This is a genomic window from Deinococcus hopiensis KR-140, from assembly GCF_900176165.1.
GTDB classification, from domain to species: Bacteria; Deinococcota; Deinococci; order Deinococcales; family Deinococcaceae; genus Deinococcus; species Deinococcus hopiensis.
In genome coordinates this window covers 159,868-182,989 of sequence record NZ_FWWU01000002.1, presented here as the reverse complement: position 1 = coordinate 182,989, position 23,122 = coordinate 159,868, and the positions used below count along the sequence as shown (strand labels likewise).

Annotated in this window: 20 protein-coding genes and 1 pseudogene; 7 read left to right on the top strand and 14 right to left on the bottom strand. The window is 62.8% G+C overall.

Annotated elements, in window-relative coordinates:
* Nucleotides 1-77: 77 nt before the first annotated feature.
* The 8 genes from B9A95_RS01530 to B9A95_RS01495 all read right to left on the bottom strand — a co-directional run bounded on the left by B9A95_RS01530 (nucleotide 78) and on the right by B9A95_RS01495 (nucleotide 7,324).
* The gene (locus B9A95_RS01530; protein ID WP_084045206.1) at nucleotides 78-662 is read right to left on the bottom strand and encodes a hypothetical protein; all 585 of its coding nucleotides are present in this window, start codon (nucleotides 660-662) and stop codon (nucleotides 78-80) included.
* Nucleotides 663-707: 45 nt separating this feature from the next.
* Nucleotides 708-2,015: an ABC transporter permease gene (locus tag B9A95_RS01525; protein ID WP_139806362.1), complete on the bottom strand. Its 1,308-nt coding sequence runs from the start codon at nucleotides 2,013-2,015 to the stop codon at nucleotides 708-710.
* On the bottom strand, nucleotides 2,012-2,722 hold the full coding sequence (locus tag B9A95_RS01520; RefSeq protein WP_084045204.1) for an ABC transporter ATP-binding protein: 711 nt from the start codon (nucleotides 2,720-2,722) through the stop codon (nucleotides 2,012-2,014). The genes B9A95_RS01525 and B9A95_RS01520 overlap by 4 nt, the downstream gene beginning before the upstream one ends.
* Complete coding sequence (locus tag B9A95_RS01515; RefSeq protein WP_084045203.1) at nucleotides 2,719-4,107, bottom strand: efflux RND transporter periplasmic adaptor subunit; 1,389 nt, start codon at nucleotides 4,105-4,107, stop codon at nucleotides 2,719-2,721. The genes B9A95_RS01520 and B9A95_RS01515 overlap by 4 nt, the downstream gene beginning before the upstream one ends.
* Complete coding sequence (locus tag B9A95_RS01510) at nucleotides 4,104-5,138, bottom strand: TolC family protein (protein WP_084045202.1); 1,035 nt, start codon at nucleotides 5,136-5,138, stop codon at nucleotides 4,104-4,106. Before B9A95_RS01510 ends, B9A95_RS01515 begins: the two co-directional genes overlap by 4 nt.
* Nucleotides 5,135-6,568: a TolC family protein gene (locus tag B9A95_RS01505; RefSeq protein WP_084045201.1), complete on the bottom strand. Its 1,434-nt coding sequence runs from the start codon at nucleotides 6,566-6,568 to the stop codon at nucleotides 5,135-5,137. Before B9A95_RS01505 ends, B9A95_RS01510 begins: the two co-directional genes overlap by 4 nt.
* A 70-nt stretch (nucleotides 6,569-6,638) precedes the next feature.
* A complete protein-coding gene (locus tag B9A95_RS01500; RefSeq protein ID WP_084045200.1) occupies nucleotides 6,639-6,827 on the bottom strand; it encodes a Sec-independent protein translocase subunit TatA/TatB in 189 nt (62 codons plus the stop codon).
* 110 nt (nucleotides 6,828-6,937) lie between these two features.
* Nucleotides 6,938-7,324, bottom strand: coding sequence for a hypothetical protein (locus B9A95_RS01495; protein ID WP_084045199.1), 387 nt, complete (start codon nucleotides 7,322-7,324; stop codon nucleotides 6,938-6,940).
* A 253-nt stretch (nucleotides 7,325-7,577) separates the two neighbouring features.
* Here B9A95_RS01495 and B9A95_RS01490 point away from each other — a divergent pair, with 253 nt between their 5' ends.
* The 3 genes from B9A95_RS01490 (at nucleotide 7,578) to B9A95_RS01480 (ending at nucleotide 9,908) form a co-directional block, all read left to right on the top strand.
* Complete coding sequence (locus tag B9A95_RS01490) at nucleotides 7,578-8,567, top strand: FAD:protein FMN transferase (protein ID WP_084045198.1); 990 nt, start codon at nucleotides 7,578-7,580, stop codon at nucleotides 8,565-8,567.
* A gap of 158 nt (nucleotides 8,568-8,725) precedes the next feature.
* Entirely contained in the window at nucleotides 8,726-9,292 is a 567-nt protein-coding gene (locus B9A95_RS01485) for a DUF2271 domain-containing protein (RefSeq protein WP_084045197.1), read from the top strand.
* A gap of 58 nt (nucleotides 9,293-9,350) precedes the next feature.
* On the top strand, nucleotides 9,351-9,908 hold the full coding sequence (locus B9A95_RS01480) for a PepSY-associated TM helix domain-containing protein (protein WP_084045271.1): 558 nt from the start codon (nucleotides 9,351-9,353) through the stop codon (nucleotides 9,906-9,908).
* 92 nt (nucleotides 9,909-10,000) lie between these two features.
* Here the strand turns inward: B9A95_RS01480 and B9A95_RS01475 are convergent, their stop codons facing one another.
* From B9A95_RS01475 to B9A95_RS01465, 3 genes are all read right to left on the bottom strand, one after another.
* Complete coding sequence (locus B9A95_RS01475) at nucleotides 10,001-10,189, bottom strand: hypothetical protein (protein WP_084045196.1); 189 nt, start codon at nucleotides 10,187-10,189, stop codon at nucleotides 10,001-10,003.
* Nucleotides 10,190-10,323: 134 nt separating this feature from the next.
* Nucleotides 10,324-11,481 carry a diaminopropionate ammonia-lyase gene (locus tag B9A95_RS01470; RefSeq protein WP_084045195.1) on the bottom strand — a complete coding sequence of 386 codons (1,158 nt, stop codon included), beginning with the start codon at nucleotides 11,479-11,481 and terminating at the stop codon, nucleotides 10,324-10,326.
* 12 nt (nucleotides 11,482-11,493) lie between these two features.
* Nucleotides 11,494-12,627 (bottom strand): ArgE/DapE family deacylase, encoded by a 1,134-nt coding sequence (locus tag B9A95_RS01465; protein WP_084045194.1) that lies wholly within the window; start codon nucleotides 12,625-12,627, stop codon nucleotides 11,494-11,496.
* Between the two features lie 50 nt (nucleotides 12,628-12,677).
* Between B9A95_RS01465 and B9A95_RS01460 the strand changes: the two genes are divergently transcribed.
* The 3 genes from B9A95_RS01460 to B9A95_RS01450 all read left to right on the top strand — a co-directional run bounded on the left by B9A95_RS01460 (nucleotide 12,678) and on the right by B9A95_RS01450 (nucleotide 16,477).
* A complete protein-coding gene (locus tag B9A95_RS01460; protein ID WP_084045193.1) occupies nucleotides 12,678-13,346 on the top strand; it encodes a GntR family transcriptional regulator in 669 nt (222 codons plus the stop codon).
* A 473-nt stretch (nucleotides 13,347-13,819) separates the two neighbouring features.
* Nucleotides 13,820-14,722, top strand: coding sequence for an ABC transporter substrate-binding protein (locus B9A95_RS01455; RefSeq protein WP_245808085.1), 903 nt, complete (start codon nucleotides 13,820-13,822; stop codon nucleotides 14,720-14,722).
* An 813-nt stretch (nucleotides 14,723-15,535) separates the two neighbouring features.
* Nucleotides 15,536-16,477 (top strand): ABC transporter substrate-binding protein, encoded by a 942-nt coding sequence (locus B9A95_RS01450; RefSeq protein WP_084045192.1) that lies wholly within the window; start codon nucleotides 15,536-15,538, stop codon nucleotides 16,475-16,477.
* Between the two features lie 454 nt (nucleotides 16,478-16,931).
* Here B9A95_RS01450 and B9A95_RS36675 read toward each other — a convergent pair.
* A pseudogene (locus B9A95_RS36675) lies at nucleotides 16,932-18,246 on the bottom strand (IS701 family transposase).
* A 503-nt stretch (nucleotides 18,247-18,749) separates the two neighbouring features.
* Between B9A95_RS36675 and B9A95_RS01435 the strand changes: the two are divergent.
* Nucleotides 18,750-19,754 carry a tyrosine-type recombinase/integrase gene (locus B9A95_RS01435; RefSeq protein WP_245808084.1) on the top strand — a complete coding sequence of 335 codons (1,005 nt, stop codon included), beginning with the start codon at nucleotides 18,750-18,752 and terminating at the stop codon, nucleotides 19,752-19,754.
* A gap of 949 nt (nucleotides 19,755-20,703) precedes the next feature.
* On the opposite strand, the gene B9A95_RS01430 is transcribed toward B9A95_RS01435, so the two are convergent.
* Together B9A95_RS01430 and B9A95_RS01425 are read right to left on the bottom strand one after the other, a co-directional pair.
* Nucleotides 20,704-21,849 carry a VanW family protein gene (locus B9A95_RS01430; RefSeq protein WP_245808083.1) on the bottom strand — a complete coding sequence of 382 codons (1,146 nt, stop codon included), beginning with the start codon at nucleotides 21,847-21,849 and terminating at the stop codon, nucleotides 20,704-20,706.
* Nucleotides 21,850-21,904: 55 nt separating this feature from the next.
* On the bottom strand, nucleotides 21,905-22,384 hold the full coding sequence (locus tag B9A95_RS01425) for a fasciclin domain-containing protein (RefSeq protein ID WP_084045189.1): 480 nt from the start codon (nucleotides 22,382-22,384) through the stop codon (nucleotides 21,905-21,907).
* Between the last annotated feature and the right edge of the window lie 738 nt (nucleotides 22,385-23,122).

The window sequence follows — 23,122 nt, the reverse complement described above, 5'->3', positions numbered from 1 at the left end:
AGACACTCCAGATGCAAATGCTCGGCCCACGCGTAGAGAATCACGTGGGCCTCAGCTCCTTGACCTACTTCACGGCTTCATTTCTTCTGCAGCACGGCAATGTACTTCTTCAGCTCATCGGCCCCACGCCCTTGCGTGAAAGGATTGAACTGTCCTGGCTGTCCAGGCTGAGCGCCCTGGGCATTCTGTCCGCCCTGAGGCTGCCCATTTTGTCCTGGTAGAAAACCGCCGGGCAGGCCAGGAATTCGGGCTCCATTGCCCTGGCCGCTCTGCTGGCGCTTGGCACGCTGTGCTTCGCGCTCCTTTTCGGCCTTCAGCATCAGGGCGTCCAGCGCCGTGAGCTGCTTGTCGGTGAGAATTTTGTCCTCGATCTGCGCCAGGTATTTCTTGGCATTGTTCGGCTGCACTGCCGTCGCCTTTTGAAGGGTGGTCAGGATGCTGAGGAGCGTCTTGGCCTGCGACTTCGTGACCACCGTTGCCTTGTTCTTCTCCAGCTCCGGCAAAAGGCGGATCGTCTGAGCGAGGTCTTGAACGGGCCGCATCTGCTCCATTCGGGCGCGCATCTCCGCTGTCATCTGGGGCTGGCCGGTTTGCTGGGCACCGGCGAGAGCGAGGGCGAATGGCAAGGCCAGGAAGGCGGGGTTGATCTTGGGAAAACGCATCTTGAACTCCTTGAGGGGGATGGAAGAGGGGGCGAACGGCGGGCTTCACTCGTAACGGAGGCTGTCCACTGGGTCGAGCCGGGCAGCACGGGCGGCGGGGTAGTACCCGAAAAACACGCCGACCAGGGCGCTGAACGCGAAGGCAATGAGCATGGGCGTGAGGCTGAAGACAGGGGCAATTCCGAAGGCTTTCCCGGCATACGCGGCCGCCACGCCCAACAGGAGGCCGATCACTCCACCACCGACCGAAAGCAGGCTGGCCTCCACCAAAAACTGCGTGAGGATGTCCCGCGGCTTGGCTCCCAGCGCCTTACGTACACCGATTTCGCGGGTGCGCTCGGTCACCGAAACGAGCATGATGTTCATGATTCCAATGCCCCCGACCAGAAGGCTGATTCCGGCAATGGCCCCCACGAGTAGGGTGAGCGTCTGGGTCACGCTGCTCAGGCTCGACAGGGCATCGGCCTGGTTCTGTACCTGAAAGTCGAGGTTGTCGGGGTCTGTCTGCTCGTGCCGCACGGTGAGCAGATCGGTGATGTCAGCCTGGAGCTGCGTGAGGTCCTTCGCGTCGGCGGCCTGAAGGTAGACGTTGTTGACCGTGGGTTGACCACTCGCGCTGTTGGTACGCGCGAAGCGCTGGAGGTAGGTGCTCAGCGGAATGAGCACTTGGCTGTTGGCATTTCCGAAGCCGCTGTTGCCCTTATCGGGTAACACGCCCACCACCGTGAAATTGACGCTGCCCAACCGTAGTTTCTGCCCTACTGGATCGGCACCCTCGCCAAACAGGTCCGTGACCACCTGGGCGCCGATCACAGCCACCCGCTTTTTGCCGTCTACATCGGCCTGGGTGAAGTAGTCCCCGGAGGCGACAGGACTGTTGCGGACGGTCTCGTAGGCGGGCCAGGTGCCCACCACCGAGACCTGGGTGTTGTTGCTGCCCAGCTTGGCCTGCACGCTGCTCTGGGCAGAGGGAGCCACTCCAGCGACGCGGCTGCCGAAGGTGGCCGCGAGCGCTTCCGCGTCCTTGATCGTGATGGTTTGCCGGGGACCAGAGCGGACCAGGCTGCCACCCGGCGTCCCTCGCGCACTCTGGACCGTCAATAGGTTGGTTCCCAGGGACTGGAGGTTGCGCGTGACGCCCGCGGTACTGCCCTGCCCGATGGCGGTGAGGGCCACGACGGCGGCCACACCGATGATCACGCCGAGGGCTGTAAGGACCGACCGCATGGGTGTTCCGACGATGGCCCTCCAGGCGATGGTTATGGCTCCACTCAGGCCGATGCCGCCTCCCCGGCGTACAGGCGCAGCAGGTTGGGTTTCGGCCATTGGAGGGGATGAATGGGTCACAGTCATGCGGACACTCCCAACCGTGGTGTTTGCCGGGTGTCACTTTCGATCAGCCCGTCACGCACGCGGACCACCCGTTCTGCGTAGGCTCCAATTTCAGGTTCGTGCGTCACAAGCACGACGGTGGTGCCTTCCGCGTGCAGTTCGCCGAACAGGGCCATGACCTCCTCGCTGGTGCGGGTATCGAGGTTCCCAGTGGGCTCGTCGGCCAGCAGCAGGCGGGGACTGCCGGCCAGCGCGCGCGCCACCGCCACCCGCTGCTTCTGCCCACCGCTGATCTGAGAAGGAAGGTTCCCGGCCTTCTCGGCCAATCCCACGCGCTCCAGCATCCCCAGTGCCCGTTCCCGACGTTCCCGTGGAAGCACACCCGCATAGGTCAGAGGCACCTCTACGTTTTCCAGCAGGTTCAGCCGGGGCAGCAGATGAAACGCCTGGAAGACAAAGCCGATCTCGATGTTGCGGGCTTCGGCGCGCTCGTTCTCACTGAGGGCGGTTACGTCTTGCCCCCCCAGGAGGTACGTGCCGTGACTGGGCCGGTCGAGTAGGCCGATAATCTGCATCAAGGTGGTCTTACCGCTGCCCGACGGTCCCATGAGGGCCACCATCTCGCCCTGGTTGATCTGCACGTTGACGCCCTTCAAGGCCTCGAACACCACGTCGCCCTGCTCATAGACGCGGCGAACATCGCGAATCTCCACGACAGGAACGGTCATGGGGGTCCCCCAAACCCTCCAGCAGGAGGTCCACCCGCTCCACCGAAACCGCTGTTCTGAGTATTAGAAGTCCTGGCTGCTCCTGAAGTGCTGCTCCTCGTGCTTCCTGGAACGATGACTTCCTGCCCGGCTTCCAGGCCCTCGGTCACAACAGTATTGGTACCGTCGGTGGCACCGATCTGCACGCGGACGCGCTCAGGCTCCGCTCCTTCACCCTGGCCAGGGACCTGCACGTACGTGCGCGTCCGCACCGTCTCGATGGCCTTACTGGGGACCAGCAGGCCGCGGTCCTCGCTCTGAACGATCTCCGCCTCGGCGGTCATCCCGCTGCGCAGTTTGCCATCCTCGTTTTTCAGGCTGACGGTGGCCGTAAAGACGCTGATCCCGTTAGACTGGGTGGCCCCAGGCGAGACGCGGACGACTTCACCCCTGAACGTCTCTCCGTCGTAGGCATCCAGGGTGACTTCTGCCTCCTGCCCCACCTTTACACCGGCTATCTCCGTTTCGTCCACCTGAACGGGCAGGTTGAGGGTGGTGTCGTCGATGATCGTCAGCAGCGTCGCGCCGCTCAGGACCACGGTGCCCTCGGTCGCGTTCACGGCGCTCACCACCCCGCCAATGGGGGCGTACACCTTAAGGTCCGTTCGGGCCTTCTGTGCCGTCTCCAGGGTGGCCTGCGCCTGCTGCACGGCAATCTGCGCACTCCTGAGATTCTCAGCGTCGCTGCCGCTCCCGGTCTCGGCCTGCGTCAGCGCGGCCGCCAGGCTGGACTGGGCGCTCTGAAGGGTGAGCCTCGCTTTGCTGGCGGTGGTGCGCGCGTCATTCAAGGTCTGCCCACTCACCGCACCGACCGCGTAAAGCTGCTCCTGCGCGTTCAGGGTGCGCTCGGCCTCCGTCAGCGTCTGGCGAGCATCCGTGACGTTGCCCTGAGCCTGAGTCACGCTGCTCTCCCGCCCAGCCCGGCTGGAGGCCTGACTCGCGCGGGTGGCGTCCAGGCTGGCCTGCGCCTTGCGGAGGTTGAGTTCCGCTGTCTGGACGTTCTCTTCCACGTCGTCGCTGCTGAGGGTGGTCAGGAGCTGCCCTTTCGTCACGCGCTCTCCCACCGCTGGAACCCGCCCTACGGTGGCCGTCAAATCTGCTCCAACCGTTCGGGTGGCGTTCGCTTCGAGCGTGCCGGGGCCGCTCACGCTGACGCGGACGGTGCCGGACTGCACGGCCTGGGTGGTCACGGTCTGCGTTTCGGTCGTGGTTTGGGTGGTGTGCGTGCGGGTGTAGTACACCCCGCCGCCAACACCACCCAACAGCAGCAGGCCGGTCACCACCCAGGGCCAGCGTTTGCGCCGCCGGGCCTGCATGGGCCGAGCGACCACGGCAGGGGTGGTCATAGGCTGCCGCCGATCCCCGTCAAGTTCTGCCCAGCGGCCACGGAGAGGGCCGCGAGGGCTTCAAGGACGTTGTCCTGGGCCTGCAGGCGGGCGTACTGGGCTTTCTTCAGGGTAAGCTGGCTGTTCTGCAGCTCGATGGCGCTGATGGTGCCGCTTTTCAGACGCGCGGCATCCTGGGTGTAGGTCTTCTGGGCAGCTGTTTCGCGGCTCTGGGTGACGTCCAGGAGCTCGGAGCTGTTCTGCGCACTCTGATATGCGCTGGCGAGCGTTTGGGAAGCACTTTTCTGCGCGCTGTCCAGGCTGCGCTGCGCGTTGGCCAGGGCAGTGCGGGCATCACTTAGGGTGCGGGCAGGTGTGAAGTCGTTGTCGGCGAGCTTCACCGCGAGCTGCTGAGCGGCCACATCGTTCGTGGACGAGATCACGCTGCTGAGCTCCGGCAGACCCTGCTGCAACTTCGTCAGCGTGGCCGAGAGTTTGGGCCCCGCTGTAATCCCTGACGCCCGCGCTCCGCTGCCCAGCCCAGTCAAGGTACTCAGCCTGGCGCTGGCGAGATTGACCTGGGCCTTCGCGTCGGCGAGGTTCTGCTGACTGCCGGAGAGGGTGTTCTGGGCGTTTTGCACGTCCAAGGCAGTCGCGTTCTGAACCTTGAGCTTGACCTGCGCGACCTGCACCGCCTTCTGGTCCACCTGAACCTGCAGGGTCTGAAGTTCTACGTTCTCCTGCGCTTCGAGCAGGGCGGTGTAGGCGGCAATGGTGTTCTGAAGGGTGCTGAGCCGCGCACCGTGCAGCTGCGCTTCCGCCTGAGCTTCACTGCTGCGGGCAGAAAGCTTGGCCGCAGCCAAGGTGCTGGGATCGGCCTGCGCAGCCTTACTCGCAGCCTGCGCTTTTTGCAGGTTGGCCTGGGCCGTCTTGACATCGCTGTTGTTCGTCAGTGCTGCGGTAACGCCCTGCGTGAGACTGACGGCACTTTGTGCAGAGGCGGTCGACAGAATCAAGACGGTGGTGAAGGAAGTGAGGGAACGGACGTTCATGTGGCGCCTCCAGCGGCGTTTTGCAGTTGGATGAGGGTGGTTTGAGCGGTGGCGCGGGCGCTCAGGAGATCGCGCTGCGCCTCCAGGAGATTGAGCTCGGCCACTGTCACGTCGTCGGCAGTACCCGTCCCAGCCTCCAGTCGCGTGCGGGCGGCCTCCAGGCTGGCTTGCGCCACCTTCACCTGCGTCTCGCGACTCTGCAGGGCAATGAGGCTGGCCTGCAGGGTGCTGTGGCGTGTCCGCACATCGAGTTCCACGGTCTGCTGAGCAACACTGAGCGAAAGCTGCGCCTGGGTCACTGTGGCCTGGGCGGCCGACAGCTCAGCCTTCACGCTGGGCGAATAGATGACGTAGGTGCCCGTGAGGCTGGCGGTCAGACGGTTGGAGGTGGTGCTGGAAGTTCCGACGGGCAGGGTGTACCCAGCCCCCACGGTGCCCTGCTTCAGGTTGAGGTTGGCGCTGAGACCACCCGTGCCCGGTCCGTAACGCACACTTGCCGTCACGTCAGGGAGGGTCGCGTCACGCTGCTGCGTTTCAAGCGCTTCTTGCGCTGAAGCGAGGGTGTTTTGCGCCTCCAGCACTTCACGGCGTGCGGTCCGGGCTTGAGTCGTGAGGGCGGCCACATCCGGCAGGGCAAAGGCCGTCTCGGGGGGACTCCCGAACGTCACGCTGCTCAAGTCTGTGCCGAGGGCCGCCCCCAGGCTGCGCCGCGCGGCATCAAGGTTGGCGGCAGCCTGCAGCTGTGCGCCCTGGGCGGCTTGCACGTTTGCTTGCGCGCTCAAGACACTTTCAGCAGTGGCATTGCCGTTTTCGCGCTGGGCTTGCTGCACAGCCAGTTGACGCTGCCGCAGGGCCAGGGTCCGGTCGGCCAGGATGACGTCCTGGGTTGCCACGACGCCAGCGAGGTATTGCTGAACCACATTCAGGCGAGCGGCGCCCTGCGTTTCAGCCATTCGGGCACGGGCCAGCGCCAGGTTCCGCTCTGCACTTCTCAACCCTGCCTGACCGCTGGACCAGGGCAGCAGTCCCAGGGACACGTTCACACCTGCACTCCCGGCCACGCTTGCTGCGGTCGTGGTGGTGTCGTCCGTCGCCGTCGTGGTGGTGGCGCCCGCGTAACTCGCATTGCCCGTCACGCTGACGGTGAGCCCCAGGGCACCCCGGGCCGCATTCAGGTTTTCCTGAGCAGTCACGACGCTGAGCTGCGCTTGGGTGACGGAGGGTGCCTGAGCAAGTTGAGCCAGGGCGGCTTCCAGCTTCAGTTCTCCCGCCGGCGAGGAAGTCTGAGCCAATCCTGTGCTGCCCAGGGTGAGGCTTAAACTCAACGCCACGGCCTGACGCCACCGGACTGCGGAAGAAGAGGCCGTCTGTACCGTGGTTGGAGCGTCACTGTTTTGCGGCTCGTGGTTTTGGGTGAGGTGTTCGTTCATTGCGGCCTCCAAAGCCTTACAGGGAAGTCCTCCCGTAAAAATTCAGGTGCTGGCGAAGGCCATTGACCTGTCAAGTCGTCTTTTCGGGTTCTGATTCAGCAGGGCTCAGCTCCAGGTCACGCTGAATCTCACGCGCACTGCTCTTGAATTCGCGGAGACCTTGACCCAGTCCCTTCCCCAGTTCGGGAAGCTTTTTCGGTCCAAAGATCACCAGGGCAATCAGCAAAATCAGGCCAACTTCCATAGGTCCCAAGCTCATCGTGACTCCAGGGCGAAGAGGCCCTCACTTTAAAAAACGCGCAGGTGGTTTGTTTTCCTGCCCATACAAGGCAGAAATGAGGGCGAAAGCATAGCTTTCACCCCTTACGTTTAGTCGATGTGTCCGGCGTCGATGCTCAGGCCGAGTTCTGGCACATCCAGGTCATCGGTTCCGGTGGTCAGCGTGACCGTGTACGCCCCCGTGTCCGGGTCCGTCTCGGGAATATCGATGCTGGTGTTCAGGATGTCCGCTTCACCCAGTGCCAGGTAGTTGGGGGTGATCACCACGTCGTGCTTCCCTGCGGTGATGTCGGTGGGAAACATCATCGAGGAATCCGCGAAGACATTGTCGAACACCAGCTTGCCGTCCACGTACACGTCCACCACACCGCTCTGACCCGAGTCGTTGTCGAAGTACACGGGCGAGGCTGAAGCGCTGGTGGTAAGGGCAGTGGTGGCGATGAAGGCGGACAGGAGCAGGGCTTTGAAGTTACGCATGGAGGTCTTCCTTTCGGGGTGCGTGGAGCACCAGGGGGGAGGGGGCGGAGGGGCGGGAGAAGGAGCGGCGGACCTTTTCTCTTGGTCCTGCGCTCGTTCATGGGGCGAAGTATGCGGGGCACCCGTTTAGATGCCGCGTACAACTTGTTAGGAACTTGTAAGGATGCGAGAGGCTCAACCACCACTTCAACCTGGAGGACTTCAGCCGTTCTGCCTTCACCGGGTTTTCAATGTTGGACAGCAGAATCAGCGGATGCCGATTCCCAGGTGGTCTCTCACGCAACTCGCGCGCCGCCTGCGTCCAGCGCATCGCCTTCACCACGTGTATGAACGGGTACTGGGGACTGAATTGGAGGTGCAGATTGTCGCTGACACTCGCCTCCAAGCAGAAGGGGCGGAACGTGCAGCTTTGACGGAGATTGATCGCCTCACAGCCATCTTGAACCGCTTCGACCATGACAGTGAGTTGCGGCGCTGGCAGGCCAATCCAGGAGTTCGGACGCCACTAAGCGATGACCTGAAGGCCGTGCTCCGCGCCGCGGATCATTGGCGAGAGGTGACTGGCGGGGCGTTCCACCCGGGCGCTGACGCGCTCGGGATGTGCTGGAAGCAGGCGGAGGAACGGGGGCGACTGCCAGAGGATCAGGACTTGACGGCGCTTGCCGCACAGCTGCGCCTTCCACCCTGGACCCTGGATTCAGATGGTACGGGCACCTTCCAGGCGATGTATCCGGTCGGCCTGAACGCTCTGGCCAAGGGGTATGTCGTGGACCGTGCGGCTGAAGCGGCGTTCGGAGAGCCGGGCGTGAGGACCGTTCTGATCAACGTTGGGGGCGACCTGCGGACCCTGGGGGAAGTGGGACTGGGCGTTGCCGTCGCCGACCCCTTCAGTCCGCGGGATGACCTCCCGCCCCTGTGCCACGTCCAGGTGCGCAATGGAGCGCTGGCGACGAGCGGGCAATCTCACCGCGGGTACCAGGTGGGGGAGACGTGGTACTCGCATGTGCTGGACCCGCGCACGGGTCATCCCATCACCGAAGTGCCGGGCGTCACGGTCACGGCGTCAGACTGCCTGACTGCCGATGCACTCGCGACTGCTCTGAGTGTGCTTGATGTGCAACGTGGTCTGGCTCTCGTGGATGGAACACCAGGGGCGGCCGCCCTGATTGTGACTCGGGACGGAGCGCAACACCTCAGCCGGTTCTGGACCGCCCAACCTCATCCCCGTCCAACACCTCCTTAACACCATCCAAACATCCTCGTGGCATCGTCATACCCACGGCGAAGCACAGCCCGTTTGATGATCCGGGATGGCCGACAACGTCCAGGTCTGGCCTGGAGCCAAACAATTCAGTCCTCTTCCCACTGACTTCAACCCCTTGCCGTTCAGGAGCCTTGACCATGACCCATGACACCCGCCGTTCCGTCCTCCGCAAACTCGCCCTCGGCACCGCCACCCTCATCCTGTCCCGCGTCGTCCCCGCTGAGGCGGCCGCGGCGACTCCGTCCGGCGCAAAGAAGTGGGCGGCTGGTCAAGCGCTGACCATCACCTTCAAGGTGGCCACCCAAGCGGGCGGCCGCGTGAAGCGCCCCTACGTTGCTGTCTGGATTGAGGACGCTCAGGGAAACCCGGTCCGTACCCTCAGCGTTTGGGCCGAGACGACAGGGCGCGGGCCCCGTTGGATTCCGGATCTGCGCCGGTGGTACCGCGAGAACAGCGCATTGCTGGACACGGTCAGTAGCGCCACCCGCAACCCAGGGTCATACGCGCTGGCCTGGGACGGCAAGACAGACAAGGGCACGCTCGTTTCCCAAGGTGACTACTACGTCTGCATCGAAGCGGCCCGGGAGCACGGCCCGTACAGCCTGGTGCGCGAGAAGGTAACGGTGGGCAGCGCCACCTTCAAGAAGACCTTGAGCGCCAACAACGACATCGAGGCGGCCAGTGTCGGCTTCGGCAAGGCCTGAGGCTCCGGTCAGGCCCACCCCGCGTCCCCGCTCCTTGAAGGTCAGGACGCACGTCTGGTTGCGTTCGCTCCACACCTACACGAGCATGGTTTGCCTGCTCATCGTGCTCTTCTTCTCGCTGACGGGAATCACCCTCAATCACCCCGACTGGGCCTTTGGCAATGCGGAGACCCGCCGGGAAGTCAAAGGGACGCTGCCTGCCGGGTGGACCCAGAACGGGCAGGTGAACTGGTTGACCGTGGCCGAGGAGCTGCGGGCGAAGCAGGGACTGAAGGGGCGCGCTGGGGATACGCGGGTGGACAGCACAGAGGCGAGCCTGAGTTTCAAGGCCCCGGGGTACAGCGCAGACGCTTTCATCGATATGAAGACGGGGACGTACACGGTGGATGTGGATGCCCAGGGGGCTGTGGCGGTGCTCAACGACCTGCACCGTGGACGTGACGCGGGGAGTGCCTGGGCATGGTTGATTGACCTGACGGGCGTCTTCCTGACGGTCATTTCTCTGACAGGTCTGGGAATCTTGTTCTACTTGAAAAAGACGCGGATCAAGGCTCTGGCGGTGATGCTCGGCGCTGGCTTCCTGGTCGTCTGGCTCGGCCACCTCGCGACGGGCTGATGGAACCGAAGACATAGGACATCCGTAGAACTTCTCCTATGTCAATGACAGGGGCGTCCAGGTTATACCCGGACGCCCCTGCCTCATGCTGCTCAGAAGTTGAATTTGTCGATGTTGCTCTTGTCAAACACCGTCAAGGGTCCGAGGATGACCACGCCGTCTTTGCCAATGGTGGGCTGCCCGAGCTTCACAGCACTGAACTTCTCGCCTTCTTTGCCAGTGATCTGACCGCTCACGAGGGCCGCCCAGAGGTTCCCTGCCGGATCGGTCTCCATGATCACAGGGAGCTCCGCCGGCTGCTCTTTGAGAAAGGCTCGGGCGGCAGCTATGGGGAGGTGTAGGCCACGCGCTGTGCGCCCAGTCTATTCCCGGTGCGTCGGTGCAGCTCCCGCAGCTCGGCGATCGTGCGTTGGTGTCAAGCATGGTCTGGACCAGCCTGAACAATGCGTGCGTACGCTTGAGGGTCAGTGGCCCCTTCAGTGGAGATGACCAGGACTGTACTTTCGGGCGTCAAGCCAAGCCAGGCGCGCGTGTTCGCCGCGTCCTCATGACGCAGTAGGGCCAGCAGTCCACCAGCACCAGCTGCGCCACTTTCTCCGGACACCACACCGTCCTGAGCGAGCAGGCGCATGGCCTCCTTGGCTTGTCCGTCGGAAATGGCGATGGACGCGCTCAGCCCACCCTGCAGGTAAGGCCAGGCGAGGGGAGACGTATTCCCACAGTTTAGACCAGCCATGATCGAGGCGTGTGGGCCAGGAACTTCCGTCAGTTTCCCGGCTTCCAGGGAGTGCAGGACGCAGGCGGCACGGGTGGGCTCTACGCCGACCACGTGTGTCGCCCGGCCAGGCGCACGGTAGTGCTGAATGACGGCCATCGCCAGTGAACCTACGCCCATCTGGGCGGCCACCACCTCTGGCTGCTGACCGCCCTGTTGGGCGAGCTGCTGATCAATTTCCTGGAAGATCGTGCCGTACCCTTCCACAACCCAACCGGGCACACGCTCGTAGCCTTCCCAAGCCGTGTCACTGATAACCAGATGCCGAGCATCGGCCAGGCGGGCAGCGGCCGCCACCGCTTCGTCGTAGGTTCCGTGGATCACGTCCACCCGCGCCCCTTCGGCCTCAATGGCCTGGATACGGGCAGGGACCATGTCCTCAGGCACCAGGATGTGCGCGTCCAAGCCCAGCCAGTGGGCCATACGGGCCACTGCGCGGCCGTGGTTGCCATCGGTCGCTGTGACCAGCGTGAGGGGCAGGTGCGCCTGAAGTTGAGCGCTCAACTCTACCAGGGTGTTCCAGGGTGTAAACGGCCCGTGCCGCGTCTCCAGTTCGCGGTAGACGGCCCAGGAGGCACCGAGGATCTTGTAGGCGGGGAGTCCCAGGCGATTGGCCTCGTTTTTCACCCAGACCTCGCGGACATCCAGGGCTGCAGCGAGGTGCGGGGCACGGACCAAGGGGGTGGGCGCGTAGCCGGGCAGACGCTGATGGAAGGCCAGCAAGGTGGGGTCAGGGCTGGCGTTGAAGGTCGTGGGAGGCCCCGGTTTGAAGTACATGCGTGGATGGTCCGTGGTCATGGTGTACTCCTGTCAGGCGCAGAAGGCGCGGAGGGTGGCGGTGAGGACCTGCCGGCACTGCTCGGCGGAGGTCAGGTCAACCCATTCCTCGGTCGCGTGGGCGCCACCACCGCAAGGTCCAAAGACGACGGTGGGAATCCCAGCCGCAGCGAGGAAGGCAGAGTCCATCCAGAAGGTCTGACCGATCAGGGTGGGTGGAGTCCCCAACACCTGGGTGGCCGAGGCCTGAAGGGTCTGCACGATGGGCGCGGCCGGATCAATGCCAAAGGGTGGGCGGCTGAGCGTCAGGTGGTGCTCCGCCCGGAAGTTCGGATCGGAGGAGAGTTCGGTCAATAGGGCGCTGATCTCCCCAGTAACCGCTTCTGGCATTTCGCCGGGAAGGGTGCGGCGTTCGACGTGGAGGGTGCAGCGGTTGGGATAGCTGGAAAGCTCCTGCCCTCCGGTGATGAGGGAGGCGTGCAGGCTGCCATGGCCCAGCAGAGGGTGTGATTCACGAGCGGTCAGTTCTTGCCCGAGCGCTTCGAGCTTGCCAAGGACTCGGCCCATATGCGCGATGGCGTCGATGCCGAGGTCGGGGCGGGAGCCGTGAGCGGCTCGGCCGTACGTGGTGATCTCGTGCCAGGTAAAGCCTTTGTGCGCAATGGAGACGCAGAGTTCGGTGGGTTCAGTAACGATGGCCGCGTCGGCTGTGACGCGCTTGAGAACGGACTGCATCCCAAGGCTCGCGTGTTCCTCGTCTGCAACCGCCGTCAGGATGACGTCCCCACGAAGAGGGCTGGCCTTGGCGTCAAGGAGGGCCATGAGGCAGGCGGCCAGGCCACTCTTCATGTCGTAGGTGCCGCGCCCGTACATGCGGCCATCACGTACAACGGGCTCAAAGGGGTGATCCATTCCTTCCGTGCCGACCGTGTCGAGGTGGGCATTCAGGAGCAGGGAAGAACCGCCCCCCGTCCCCTTTACGGTGGCGATGACGCTGAAACGGCCGGGAGCGGCCTCGTCGAGTTCAGCCGCGATGCTGTGTGCCGTCAGCCAATGAACCACGAACTGGGCAATGGCAGACTCCCCAGCTCCTCCTGTCACCAGCGCTGGGTTGGTGGAGTCCAAGAGAGTGAGGGCCGCGAGCAGTTCCGTGAGCGTTTCAGGCACAGTAATATATTACATAACACTTGACGAAAAAGATAGAATGGGCTTCAAAGATGCCCATTCCCTCCACCGCGTCCAAACGTACCCGCATCCTCGCCAGGGATGAGGTCTATACCCAACTCAGTACCTGGATCATCGATGGCACCCTCCAGCCGGAAGAACCCCTGCGCGACCAGGACATCGCTGAGCAACTGGGCGTCAGCCGTACGCCCGTCCGCGAAGCGCTTCGGCGGCTGGAAGACGAGGGTTTCGTCGAGACAGCCCTGAACCGCTGGACGCGCGTGGCTCCTCTTCGTGCTGCTCACGCCACTGAGCTCTATCCCGTTGTCGCCACGCTGGAGGTCCTCGCCCTGCGCCTCGCTTTCCCTCACCTGACGCTGCAGGACCAAACTGCTCTCCACGACTTGGACGTGCAGCTTCGGCAAGCGCTTCTTGCTGGGGACGTGCAGGGCGCGGTGACAGCAGATACGGGCTTCCACGATATCTGGATCTCGAAATCGGGGAACAGCGAGCTTTTGGCGGCGTTGAAGGTGCTGAAGCGCAAGCTTCGGCGTATCGAGTTGGCGTACTTCAACGCGTCGGCTTCCGGTCAGGCATCCCTGAACGAACACGAAGCCATTCGGCAAGCGCTCGGCGTGCGTGACGTTGATCAAGCTGTGCGGGCCTTGCAGGACAACTGGCAGGGAAGCATGGAACGGCTTAAGCGCACCCTGGCCCCTTGAGATGGGGCTGGGGTGTTCGGCAATTTCCACTCGCTCATCCGCGCTGAACAGGCTCATTCTGCGGGCGCGGGGTGCTCGCCGGCTTCTGCGGGGGAAGGTGGGTCACCTTGCGCGGTGGATGACCACGATGAAATGGGGTCTAATTGGTACTCCGTTGAGTCTGAAACTGCTGGAGAACACAGTGGATTCCCACTCTTTCCGTACCGCGCTGACCCCAGAGACACGGGCGCCATCCATCAGGTTCCTGCCAGTCAACGGCGTACCAATAGTGGTATTCCGTTGATTCTGAAAGCGCTGGCGCATTGGCACAGCGTCAAGCGCTACACAAGCCGCGCACCTACGACCGACTGGAGAAGCTGTCCTGTCGCTGGAAAATCTCTTCTCCAAGAACCAGTGGGCTTTTGGTGAGGTTGCAAATGCAATCTTTGTCACCTAGTATTCCGGAGCAAATCTATCGGATTAGTAGGAGAACAATGCGACGAATTGCTACCCTAACGCTGACCCTCGCCACCTCCGCCAGCGCCATCAGCGTCACGCACCTGGCGGGCACCACCGAACTGAACACCACCCCGAAGCGCATCATCGTTCTCGAATTCGGCTTCATGGACGCACTGGCCAAGCTTGGCGTGAAACCCGTCGGAATTGCCGCCGACGGTGACGCGGCCAACGAAGTTCTCCCTCACCTCAAAAAGTACTACGGACCCAACGTTCCCACCGTCGGGAACCGTCACGCACCCAGCCTCGAAAAGATCCTGGCGTTGAAGCCGGACCTGATCATTGCTGACGAGAACGACCACAAGAGCATCTACGCGCAGCTGAACAGCATCGCCCCCACGCTGCTGTTCCGTTCCTACCGCGGCACCTACCAGGACCAGCTCGACCAGTTCAGCATCATCAGCAAAATTGTTGGAAAAGAGGCGGTCGGGAAGACGGCCCTGGCCGATCACTCCCGCTTGTTCAGCAAGGTGAAGGCGACCAGCAGCGCCAAAGCTGGCAAGATCGTTGTCGGTGTCCTGACTCCGAACGGCTTCTACGTGCACAGTGACAGGAGCTATATCGGCAGCTTGCTGGACACGGCCGGCCGTCACAACCCCACGCCCGTCAAGGACGGCCAGACGCAGTACCTGCTGTCCCCGGAAGGCCTCACGGCCCTGAATCCCGACACCCTGATTGTCCTGTACAACAACGAGGATCAGAGCGCCTTCGACCGCTTCAAAGGTGAGCCCCTGGTGCGCGCCCTCACCGCAGCCAAGCAGAACCGCATCTACACCTTCAATCGGGACCGCTGGGCCAAGGGCCGCGGCATCATCGGCCTCGAAGGCATTCTGAGCGACATGTTCAGCAGCAATGTCCTGTCCGGAAAAGTTCAGCGCTGAAGATGCAATGCGCCAGGAGCGGTTCTTCTGCCCCGGCGCATTGCCATGTTTGTCTGACCATGCGTGCGCCCTCGACCATGACATATGGTGCCGACCCACACGCGCCTGGTGGTCCGGGAGACGCCCTTTCAACCGTGGTACTGCGTGTGCGTGCACAATGGATGGCAGGGGACCGGAGGGTACGCGGCTCACCTTCCGTCTCGCCCAGATGCCAACCCGTCTTTCCGGGGCAGAACCGGCCGCCTCCCTCTGCCGGCAGGATCGAGACCGACTGGTCTTGTCGGACTTCCAGGTCCACGGCGCTGTCGGGCGGGGGGATACCGGCGGGCCACAGGGGTCCGGCAGTCGGGGCAGGTCAGGTGAAAGATCACGGACTGAAAATCCAGGAGACGCTGACGCAACAGGGTCTTGTAAGCCCGGTGGTGAATGCTCTCCCCGGTGGCGTTGCAGTTCCAGTCAACATAATGGGCGAAGTGTGGATGGCGACGGCGTTCCGTTTCAGGAAGACCGGGTGTCCCCAGGCCAGGCAACGGTAGGCCACGGTGCCCGCTGCAAACGTCACGCACAGGCGCTGGCTTTCTGGTACCGCAGGCACATTGCAGGTCGCTCGCGTCCTCGCCGCGTTCACCGTGCACCACTTCGCGGTCACCTCATCAAGTACCAGGTCCTCGCCGTCAACCACCAGGGTCGGGCCGTCTTCTTTCCGGGTGGTGGCAGCACAAACCCAGTGGGCATCGTGATTGCCGTCATCGGCGCACCCTATCTCTATCCATTTGGCAAGAAATGCCCGAAGAATGACCTGAGGAGCATGACATGAAGCACTTGATTACCCTGGCTCTCCTGTCTGGAGCAGCTTTCGCACAAACCACCGTTCAGACCCAGTTGGGCAAAGTCACCGTGAACGAGCCCCCGAAGAAAATTGCGGTGCTGAGCCCATACGCACTGGACCTGCTGCTCAGCCTCGACCTGCAACCTGCAGGTTACGCTGAGGTGGGCAGCTTCAAACTGGGGGCCATCGGACAGGTAGTTGAAAAGTCCAGCATTCCCTACCTCGGGCGCTTTGTGAAAAGCAATCCGGTGTACCTCGGGACGCGCGAAGCCCCCAACTTGGAATCTATCCTGGCACTGAAACCTGACCTGATTGTTGGACAGGTCAGTTACCACGAGCAGGTGTATGCCCAGCTGTCCAGGATTGCCCCGACCGTGTTACTGGATGGAAACGACTTCAATGCAGGCCTCAGCACCATGTGGCGCAAAGACCTGAAACCCCTGGCAGAGGTCTTTAAAAAGCAACGACGTGCGGAGCAGGTGGTGGTGAATTTCGAGAAAAAGCTTCAGCTGGCCAAAACCTTGCTGAGACCTGTCGCAAAACGCACCCCGAGGGCCTTGTTGGTGGGATTCCCCCGCATGAACGCCGGGATAAACCCAACCTTGATCGGCAGTGCCAATGTGAGTGGCCGCCTGATCACCGAGCTGGGGTTCCAGTTGGCCCAAGCTAACGATGCGCAGCAGGGCGACATCAGTCTGGAAGGCATTCCAGCCATCCCCGCGGATTTTGTATTTGCCATCGCCAACAACGAAAATACCCCTGCCAACGCCGAGAAAGAGTGGTTTAGCCATCCGCTGCTGAAAAACCTCGGGGTGAGCAAGAAACAGCGGGTCTTTTTTGCGGACAACCAGCAGTGGAACCGCATTCGGGGACCGCTGGCCATGACGCAGGTGCTTCAAAACATCCAGGAGACCCTGAACCACTGAAGGACGAGATTGGGAGGGTTGAGCGGCGCTCGTACGCTTTTGGTGCACCCCGACCCCGACAACGAAGCAGAACTCCTCGAGCAAGACGACCGTGCCTGGTGCTGTCAGCGGCGTACGCCTTGGGAAGGGGCAAGCGCGCGTCCAGGAGGGTCTGGTGTACATCTGGGATGCAGCGATGCAGAGCGTGAAGCGGGCACGCGTCATGGATCCGAAGATACTGAGCAGGTGCGGAGGAAGCGTCTTGCGTTGCGATAGGAACGACCATGCTGCGGAAGGCCGCAGCGAGGGCTTGCTCCTGCTTGTTGGGCGGTCAGCGTACCCGCCCTCCTGAGCCAAGCGCGACGCCGGGGCCCATGCGAGAAGCACAGAACCGACCAGACGCGACGTGAATCGCTTCAAGCTTGCTTGGTGGTAGTCCGTTGACTCCGAAGAGGACAGCCCTTCTGGACGGCATTTACGTGACATAGAGCGAGAGGGGCTGCCCTCGTCCCACAGAACTGAGCAACGCGCGTAGCGTGTTGGGTGGCTCGGCCGTCGTGAAGGCACGCCACGCTCTCCACACCCAAACGAAGGGTTCCAAATACGAGCGAACGCGACGCAAAGCGGCACTCCAAGTCGGCGGCTCAGCCGCCGCTGAGGGCTGTTGATCGTTGTGCGGGCCTGTCCTGGGATCGTCATCCGTGGACTGTTCGGTTGACCAGCGTAAGAAACAGAACTCGGCGCAGACGAGGTTCCAGTGACAGCGGAGCGCCACATCTGAGCGTGCCTGGCAGTGTGTCCAGCCCAGATGCTGCTTGACCTCGCGATACGCCTGTTCTATCCGGGGACGCCGAGCGTAGAGCAAGGCAATCTCCAAAAGGGTCGCAGGCGGCGTCTTGGCGCGCCATACCACGGTGTCCTGCTCATCGGTACGGAGATTCGAAATCAGGTATTCCGTGCGGTCCTCTGACAGGTTGACCGGGTCCGGTGTGACGACAATCAGCCGCAAGGTTTGGCGCGGCCCGAAGGGGCCGCCCTGAAGCTCGGCGACCCATTTGATCTCCTCATGGCCATCGGCATACGTGCGCAGGAGAGGTTGCCAGGCCTCCGGCGCTGTATGCAGCGCCAGTACGAAGGGAATGTGCTGACGGACCAGGTGCGTCTGAAACACCTCATTGCGTCCATAGAAACTGTCTGCAACAACCGCTCGAAACGGCCAGTCAGGCCGGACAGCGTCGATCAGCTCAAGGGCAAGTTGGGGCTTGGTTTTGAACGCAGGCTCGCTGGTCTTACGGTCGATCCGGATGCGCTGGCGTATAGGGCACGAATTTTAAGGGAACATACGCGTTGGGCGTGTCATACAGCACATGGACGGTGACGATGCCCCAGTCGACCTTGCCCAAACTTCCCAAGTACTCCCGACCCACATGTACGGTGTGCGTGCCGTATTTCCGGTCGTCTATCTCGTCAATCACCAGCACCGCGCCGTGTGACGGCGCGGTGCTGGTGAGCGTTCGCAGCATGGCCAGGCGCATGTCATTCAACCTTTCCGGATCCCAGGTGCTCTCAGACAAAAACCATTGGAGACGCTGCGCATCTTTGTGTCGACTCCCCGGTTTGCCTGGTTCGCTATTCGCCAGCCCAGTCGCCATTTTGTGACGCTCCGCTCCGAGAAGCAGGCCTTGGAGATACGTTCGGAACGTGGCCCGCTGGGTCGGACGCGTGAACGTCTGGTCGAACAGCTGGCAATACTGCTCCAGAGGGTCAGGAATGCACTGCTGGGTCTCCATTCCCTAACTTGCCTGCACCCCCACCATGAGTCAACGGACTACCAATAAGACCTGCCGCGCCAGGAGGTCGTGCACTTTGACCTCGTTCCAGCGCTACCCGCAGGCGCAAGTTCCCGTGACAGGCAGCACGACCACCTTGTCGGGAGAAGGGCTCATCTTCAAGGTGGTTCCTGGGTGGCCGACCTGACCACCAGAAGAGTGACCGCTCCAGGGGCGTTCGCTCTTGGGTTTCTTCCCCCAGGCTTGGTCCCGGCTGGGGGTTGATGGGACGTCTCCCTGGTTCGCGCGACCTGTGCTTCCAACTCGCGGATGCGCGCCCTCGGCCGTTCGCAATTTGGGCAGGTCACGTCGGAGATGCCCTCACCTTACCTCATTCCCTTGCGCTGCTCAGGATCCTGCTGAGCAGTCACTTACATATGAACTGTCCGAGCCCGCCTGCGTCAAATTCTGATTGGCGCGCCCAATGTATTTTTTGTACGATAAGTGCCGTTATCATCTAAGCCATGACCAACAGGGGAGACCCCATCACTTCCTCCCAGTCCCTCGACCTCCGCCGCACCCACCTGCTGGACCAGGCCAGCGCCTGGGTCTCCCTCCACGAAAGCGAACTCCGCCGCCGCGCGATGGAAGCCGCGAGAGACAAGAACGCGGAAGTCCTGTGGGACCTCACGGCCGCGTACCTCACCACCCTCGGCCAGGTGGGCATCACCCTCAGCCCGCACACCCTGCGCTCGTACCGCACGGGTGTGCGGCAATTTCTCACGCACGCGGAGGAACGCGCCTGGAACCTCCTGAGGCCCAGGCGCAACGACGCCGCGTTTTGGATTGCGAGTCTGACAGCCAACACAGATGCGCCGCAGAAAAAAGCCGCGTCAACGGTACGCTCCCGCGTCGCGGCCGCCAACGCCCTGTACGCCGCGCTGCGTTGGGCCGGAGCCACGGAGGCGCATCCGTTCGAGGACGTGAAGCAGCCGCGGGACCGCACGGACGCGATCAGCAAACGGCCACCCTACCGCGAGACGACCGTTCACCGTGCCCTGGCGGCCGCAGAACGTGAGAACCGGACAGACTTGCGCGTCTTGATCCTCCTGACCGCTCACGCTGGACTGCGCATTGAGGAAGCCCTGACGCTGACCTGGAAGGATATTGACGCGGTGAACCGCCGGATCACGGTGAGGGGCAAAGGCGACAAACGGCGCATTGTCGGCATGTCGGGAACGCTGGAGGACGCGCTGCGAGCGCATGCAGGGCAAGGCAAGGATGGCCGGCTCTTTACCTTCCGGTACCGTTCGGGGGCGGTCTATCACCTGCGGCGGTTGATGGAGGCGGAGGGGCTGACGTGGGCGGGATTTCATGCGTACCGGAAGTTCAACGGGACCCTGCTCTATAAGCGAACGCGTGATTTTGCGCGGGTGGCGCGGCATTTGGGGCATTCGAACGTGAATACGACGCGGGCATATGTGGAAGTGCCTGCCGATGACCTCGCCTCCGAACTCGCAGACCTTTGAGGTGTGGGAGGGTGCAGAAGAGGAGCCTTCGACGGTAGCTTGAGTAGCCATTCGAAGAACTTTTTATGAGAGAAAAATGAGGCCTCAGGACCGTCAGGAAGGTGCCTCGAGAACTCTTTGAGGGGTAAAGGACCAGGGAAAGAACGAGAGCTCCCGCGCTTACAAACGCCTCTGCAAATTTTTACTGACCGTTCTCGCTGGGTTCAGAGCCTAGAAGCCTGTTCAGGCACGTCCTCAATGCCTTGCGCGAGCACCGCCTGGAACCGATGCCTGGACCTGGATTGGGCTGATCCGTACTGGGCCGCAAGACCCAGGGAGCAGAAGAAACTCCAGGCCATCCTGTGGGAGATTCACCCGGAGGGCCTGATGCGGTGCGCGTGTTTAAGGGATGGCTGATGCCTGGAGGACTTTTGGAGCAAAGGCCCCGTCAACAGCCACTTCCACCCTCGACGTCGACAATGAAGAGGGGGATAGGGTGCGGTGGCGGCATATCCACTTGACCCGAGCGCTACCCCCTGGTGACTCTCCGGGCGTAGCGAGAGCGCAAAGGGAATAGAGCGCCTCTAACTGTACTTCGGCGAAATTCGGAGGAGTACGCATCCGCCGTCTAGCACGGCATCTACGGACCCGTACGCTGTTGAAACCACTTCGTGCTGTGGGCCAGAGAAGGGAAGGAGCGGCCGCCCTTCAAGCTGGCGGAGAAATGGGGGCACGGCGCCACTCGTGAATCCCAGAGCCAGCGGTTCAACGCAGCACCGTTTGCCCCTGAGAGCTCAGGCCTATAGGACTGGGTCACGTTCAGGACGGCTGTTGTTTGGCATGTGAATATTCCTGAAGTACAGCTCAGGAGATTACTCAGACGGCGGCGCCCAGCAAAGCGAACGCGGGGAGGCGAGTCCCCAACGTGCCGAGCGACCACTGGGCACTGCTCGTCCGGCTGCGTGACCCCTCACCGCAGGCGGGGGTCTTGAGGATGAACGGCAAAGACGCCGCCCCACGGCCGGTAGACGCTGCCGGTCTCTAACCGCCGAAGCCGGCCGTCCGGGTAGCGCACCTGCCGCACGACAGATACGCGGGCACCGGATGCGGGCATATCGATCCGGCGCGTCTCGCCAAGGCCCATCGCCTGCTCGGCCACATAGGTGGGAGGAGCCGGAAGCCGGGTGTCCGAAACGTGGGGCGCTCCCACCCACACGCGGCGGCCATCTGGGCGGCCAAACAGGTCCACGCGCAGGCTTTGGCGCTGGAGGTCCCAGCTTGCCTGCACGAGGATGGGACGCGCCGTGTCATTGAGCCAGCGCAGGTTCTTGGTGGGTGCATACACCGCCGCGTCGAGTCCCGGTGTCCCGTAGTACGCCACCTGGTAGGAGTGGGGGTGCCGCTCGGTGATGGGCAGTCCCGCCCGGTACGCAGCCCGGAACACCGTGGTGCTGACCTGACAGATGCCCCCGCCTGGTTCCAGACTGAGGGTGGGTCCCAGGATGACGTAGCCAGCGGCGAAGCCGCGCGCCGGAGTGATTTGACCGACCCTGGCGTTGAAGTCAAACGCTTGACCCGGAGCCACCCAGGTGCCGTGGATTCGGGCGGACCCCAGGCGGATGTTCTGCACTCGGAAGGCTGGACTGCCCGTGAAGCGGGTCTGCTCTCCTGCCAGGTGCCGCAGACCCTGCGCGTGTGCCCAGCGGACGCTGCGCGCCGGAGCCTGGAGCCGCACCACTACTGGACTGGTCATCTGACCCCGAGCGAGCGCGCGCCGCAGTTGGGCCTCTGTGGCAGCCCGGTCCACCTTCCATCCCGTCTGTGCCCGTGCCACCCACTGGTCTCCCGAGCGCGAGAAGCGGATCTCGCGGGGCCGACGGGCCTCCACCCGCGCATAGATCCGGTTGAGCTGAGGGGTCAGCCCCTTCAGGCCCACCGTGCCTACCCGCAGCGAGAAGGAGCGGTGCAGCAGGGGCCTCTGCACCTGCCCCGCCGTCATCAGGGGTTCGGGAGCGCTCAGCCGCAGGGTGATCTGCGTCACTGGCTGCGCCTGAGCGGCCCAGGTCTGCAAGACCAGCAGGGCAGCCAGATCGCGAAGAACGGACGCAGCCCTCATGCGGAGGACAGAGGGCCTGCGGGCGGGGGAGGAGGTCAAGGACAGCCGCCGGGCGTCAGGGCATCAACACGGTGTCGATGACGTGAATGACGCCGTTGCTGGCCCGAATGTCCGCGCGCGTCACGGTCGCGTCGTTGATCATGACCTTGCCGCCCATTGTGCTGACGTTGAGCGTGCCCCCCTGTGCCGTCGTGGCGCTGCTCAGGCCTTTGACCTGCGCGGCCGCAACCCGTCCCGGAACCACGTGGTAGAGCAGCAGGGCGCGCAGCTGTTCGCGGTTGTTCAGCAGGGCTTGCAGCTGACCAGCCGGAACCTTGGCGAAGGCGGCGTTCGTGGGCGCAAAGACTGTGTAGGGACCGGCGCTGCTGAGCGTCCCCACCAACCCGGCAGCCTGCACGGCTGACAGGAGCGTGCTGAAGTTTGGATCGTTCGAAACGATGGCGGCGATGGTGTTTCCCGAGGGAACGGTGCTGCCCCCACCCGCGATGGCCCCGCCCGACAGCAGAAGTGTGACTGAAAGCAACGCTTTACGCATACAAACTCCTTTCCAGAACAAGGAAGACACAATGAAAGAAAGCAAGCACCTACAGTGATGATTGCCCACCAGATAAGAGCGATCACGCTCCCATTCAAGCTGGAGCGGAGGATCGACGAGGTGATGTTAAAAGAGGAGCGCCCTGCTATGCGTAGGCGGCCGTACAATGGTCCGATAGAAGGTATGGACTGCTACAAAAGAGGTTTCAAGAGGCAGAATCCCTGTAGAAACTTAGGTTTAGAGCGTTTGTCATCTCAATGGACCTCTTGCGAAATTTGTGGACTAAGCTGGCAGGGTGGAGGGCTACCGTCTGATACGTACACTGAAGATGAATCGCAAGCAGTTTCGTCGACGCACTGGGGTCTGTCCGGAAACCTTTGCCGAGATGGACACGTGGCAGGGGCCTCGAGCACCTTGACCATCCCACCATTGATCTCCTGCTGGGCGTTTGGTAAGCCGTGGCTGACGGAACGCTCGGCCTTAACCTCGGCACCAGCGGCGTCAAGGCGGTGGCGCAGGCCCTGAACCCTACCCCCTGCTGACGTCCCACCCAGGCTGAACAGAACAACGGGCGGAAGAGTGAGGGCTTGAGCGCCTTCACGCGGGATCATAGATTCGACGATTCGTGGTTAGACGAACAACTGGAACCCGTTTACGAGAAGTATGTTGCGAGCTACTTCGCTCGATTGGCCTCGTGTCGGCGCCCTCAGATCGAGCATCAGAAGCTTCCGGCAGGCT

Coding starts and splice junctions, on each gene's coding strand:
- B9A95_RS01530 (WP_084045206.1), bottom strand. CDS start 662: ATGCGTTTTCCCAAGATCAACCCCGCCTTCCTGGCCTTGCCATTCGCC.
- B9A95_RS01525 (WP_139806362.1), bottom strand. CDS start 2,015: ATGACTGTGACCCATTCATCCCCTCCAATGGCCGAAACCCAACCTGCT.
- B9A95_RS01520 (WP_084045204.1), bottom strand. CDS start 2,722: ATGACCGTTCCTGTCGTGGAGATTCGCGATGTTCGCCGCGTCTATGAG.
- B9A95_RS01515 (WP_084045203.1), bottom strand. CDS start 4,107: ATGACCACCCCTGCCGTGGTCGCTCGGCCCATGCAGGCCCGGCGGCGC.
- B9A95_RS01510 (WP_084045202.1), bottom strand. CDS start 5,138: ATGAACGTCCGTTCCCTCACTTCCTTCACCACCGTCTTGATTCTGTCG.
- B9A95_RS01505 (WP_084045201.1), bottom strand. CDS start 6,568: ATGAACGAACACCTCACCCAAAACCACGAGCCGCAAAACAGTGACGCT.
- B9A95_RS01500 (WP_084045200.1), bottom strand. CDS start 6,827: ATGAGCTTGGGACCTATGGAAGTTGGCCTGATTTTGCTGATTGCCCTG.
- B9A95_RS01495 (WP_084045199.1), bottom strand. CDS start 7,324: ATGCGTAACTTCAAAGCCCTGCTCCTGTCCGCCTTCATCGCCACCACT.
- B9A95_RS01490 (WP_084045198.1), top strand. CDS start 7,578: ATGCCGATTCCCAGGTGGTCTCTCACGCAACTCGCGCGCCGCCTGCGT.
- B9A95_RS01485 (WP_084045197.1), top strand. CDS start 8,726: ATGACCCATGACACCCGCCGTTCCGTCCTCCGCAAACTCGCCCTCGGC.
- B9A95_RS01470 (WP_084045195.1), bottom strand. CDS start 11,481: ATGACCACGGACCATCCACGCATGTACTTCAAACCGGGGCCTCCCACG.
- B9A95_RS01460 (WP_084045193.1), top strand. CDS start 12,678: ATGCCCATTCCCTCCACCGCGTCCAAACGTACCCGCATCCTCGCCAGG.
- B9A95_RS01455 (WP_245808085.1), top strand. CDS start 13,820: ATGCGACGAATTGCTACCCTAACGCTGACCCTCGCCACCTCCGCCAGC.
- B9A95_RS01450 (WP_084045192.1), top strand. CDS start 15,536: ATGAAGCACTTGATTACCCTGGCTCTCCTGTCTGGAGCAGCTTTCGCA.
- B9A95_RS01435 (WP_245808084.1), top strand. CDS start 18,750: ATGACCAACAGGGGAGACCCCATCACTTCCTCCCAGTCCCTCGACCTC.
- B9A95_RS01430 (WP_245808083.1), bottom strand. CDS start 21,849: ATGAGGGCTGCGTCCGTTCTTCGCGATCTGGCTGCCCTGCTGGTCTTG.
- B9A95_RS01425 (WP_084045189.1), bottom strand. CDS start 22,384: ATGCGTAAAGCGTTGCTTTCAGTCACACTTCTGCTGTCGGGCGGGGCC.